At 34.9% G+C, this 2,372-nt stretch carries 3 protein-coding genes and 1 other annotated feature; all 3 genes read right to left on the bottom strand.

Translation table 11 applies throughout. From position 1 onward, the window contains the following. Window positions 1-299: preprotein translocase subunit YajC (gene yajC, locus RR539_RS07530; protein ID WP_332483607.1), on the bottom strand; the 299-nt coding region annotated here is incomplete at its 3' end. Window positions 300-339: 40 nt separating this feature from the next. Then, on the bottom strand, window positions 340-597 hold the full coding sequence (gene yajC / locus RR539_RS07535; RefSeq protein WP_332474958.1) for a preprotein translocase subunit YajC: 258 nt from the start codon (window positions 595-597) through the stop codon (window positions 340-342). A 16-nt stretch (window positions 598-613) separates the two neighbouring features. Continuing rightward, window positions 614-1,747, bottom strand: a complete 1,134-nt coding sequence (gene tgt / locus RR539_RS07540; protein ID WP_332483606.1) for a tRNA guanosine(34) transglycosylase Tgt — start codon at window positions 1,745-1,747, stop codon at window positions 614-616. A 171-nt stretch (window positions 1,748-1,918) separates the two neighbouring features. Beyond that, window positions 1,919-2,163: a binding site (T-box leader), on the top strand. Window positions 2,164-2,372 lie beyond the last annotated feature (209 nt).

Here is a 2,372-nt window from a genome sequence, read left to right on the forward strand (position 1 = left end):
TCGCTTGCTTCAATAGTCTTAACTTCTTCCTTCTTCTCGTCTTCAACAACTTGAGCAATAGCAACCTTTGACATTACTAGAGTAGTGTCTTCTCCGTCACCTGTTTCGATGATAATAGTTTCACCGTTAATAGCTATTACCTTACCGTGGATTCCCCCGATAGTAACTATTTTATCTCCACTTCTTAGGTTCTCCATCATTTGGTTATGTTGTTGTTGTCTTTTCTTCTGTGGTCTAATTATCATAAAGTAGAACACAGCAAAAATTAATACTAATGAAATTATATTTGCAGCCATCATAGTGTAGCCCTCCAATTCAAATTAAAATTAAAATCTAATACTAGTTATTAACACGATCAATTGCAGATTTTAGCATAACTAGCTTAGTCTTGTTAGCCTTACCAGTTAAAATTGATACTTTGTCTTCATCAATCTTAACAACCTTACCATGGATTCCTCCAATAGTAATAATCTTGTCTCCTACTTTAAGAGCATTAAGCATTTCTTTGTACTGTTGTTGTCTCTTCTTCTGTGGTCTAATTATCATAAAGTAGAACACACCGAACATCAGTACTAAGAAAATTAAGTTCATTTCCATTTTTCAGCCTCCTAACCTATTTAATGATATTTGTGTAGCCAAATTTTCTGTAAAACTCATCTCTAAAGTCTAATAGACAATCGTTCTGAATTGCTTCTCTAATCTGTTCAACAAGTCTTAGTGTAAATCTAAGGTTGTGAATAGATGTAAGTCTTACCCCAAGTATCTCGTTAGCCTTAAATAAATGTCTTATATAACTCCTTGAAAAATGCTGGCATGCATAACAATCACACTCTTCATCAAGTGGTCTCATATCTTCAGCATACTTAGCATTCTTAACTACTAATTTACCATTACTTGTGAATACTGTACCATTTCTAGCTATTCTTGTCTGTAGTACACAGTCAAACATATCTATACCATTAAGTACTGCATCAAAAATATAATCTGGACTTCCAATTCCCATTAAATATCTTGGCTTGTTCTCAGGCATCTTCTCAGCTACCCACTGAAGAACTTCTACCATAGTCTCATGAGGCTCACCAATACTTAGTCCTCCAAGAGCATATCCTGGGAAATCCATCTTAACCATCTCATCTAGCGCTTCTTCACGAAGGTCCTTAAACATACCCCCTTGAATAATACCAAATAGTGCCTGCTGATCAGGCTTCTTATGGGCTTTAAGGCATCTTTCTGCCCATCTTAATGTCATATGAAGAGAATTCTTAGTATAGTCATAATCTGCTGTATATGGTGGACATTCATCAAATGCCATCATAATATCAGAACCTAAAGAATTCTGTATTTCCATTGCTATTTCAGGAGATAGGAACTGCTTTGACCCATCTATATGTGACTTAAAGGTTACCCCTTCTTCTTCAATCTTTCTAAGATCAGTTAAACTAAATACCTGGAATCCTCCACTATCAGTTAGAATCGGTCTATCCCAATTCATAAACTTATGAAGTCCCCCTGCTCTTTCTATTAACTTGTGTCCTGGTCTTAGGAATAAGTGATACGTGTTACTTAATATAATCTGTGAACCTATATCTTTAAGCTCGTGTGGGGTCATAGCCTTAACAGTCGCTTGTGTTCCAACTGGCATAAATATTGGAGTTTCTATAATTCCGTGTGGAGTATGAATTCTTCCAAGTCTTGCCCCAGATTGTTTACAACGCTTTATCAGTTCGTACTTAACAACCGGTTCCATGTGTTTCCTCCCTTTTCTAGTATACAAAATTATTAACGTAAATTAACATAATAAAGTATAACATATTTAATAAATCCACTCAACAACATAGTATTTCTAAGAAAAAAATCCTTGACACATTTTAAAACTTAAGCATATAATGAATTAGCAAATTAAATAAGCCTTTACCTTACAAATTCTTTGATTGAAAAGAGTAGGTATATGCATAGGTTACAGCGAATCGAGGGTAGTGTAAGCTCGATACTGATTGGTATACTGAATGGGTTCATGAGAAGCAGGGTGAAATTATAGTAGCCTGTGCCGTTTGCTTCACGTTATAGAAGCGGGATATCGAATTTATTTTCCGTATCCTTTGAGAGAGATGAATTTCATCTAATTTAGGTGGCACCACGGAAGCACAGTCTTTCGTCCTATTATTGTAGGGCGAAGGGCTTTTTTGTTTGCCTAAATTTAATTTAGGAGGGATATTTATGACGTGAACACTTCTTATAAATCAGAATTTATATAAACTTAAAAAGAAATTGAGGAGTGGATTAATATGAATACAAAAAACATTACATTATCAGGAGTTTTATTTGCAGTAGGTCTTATACTACATCAACTAGTACCAGCATTTGGAGGAATA

Source organism: Clostridium sp., assembly GCF_036639235.1.
Lineage (GTDB): Bacteria > Bacillota > Clostridia > Clostridiales > Caloramatoraceae > Clostridium_AB.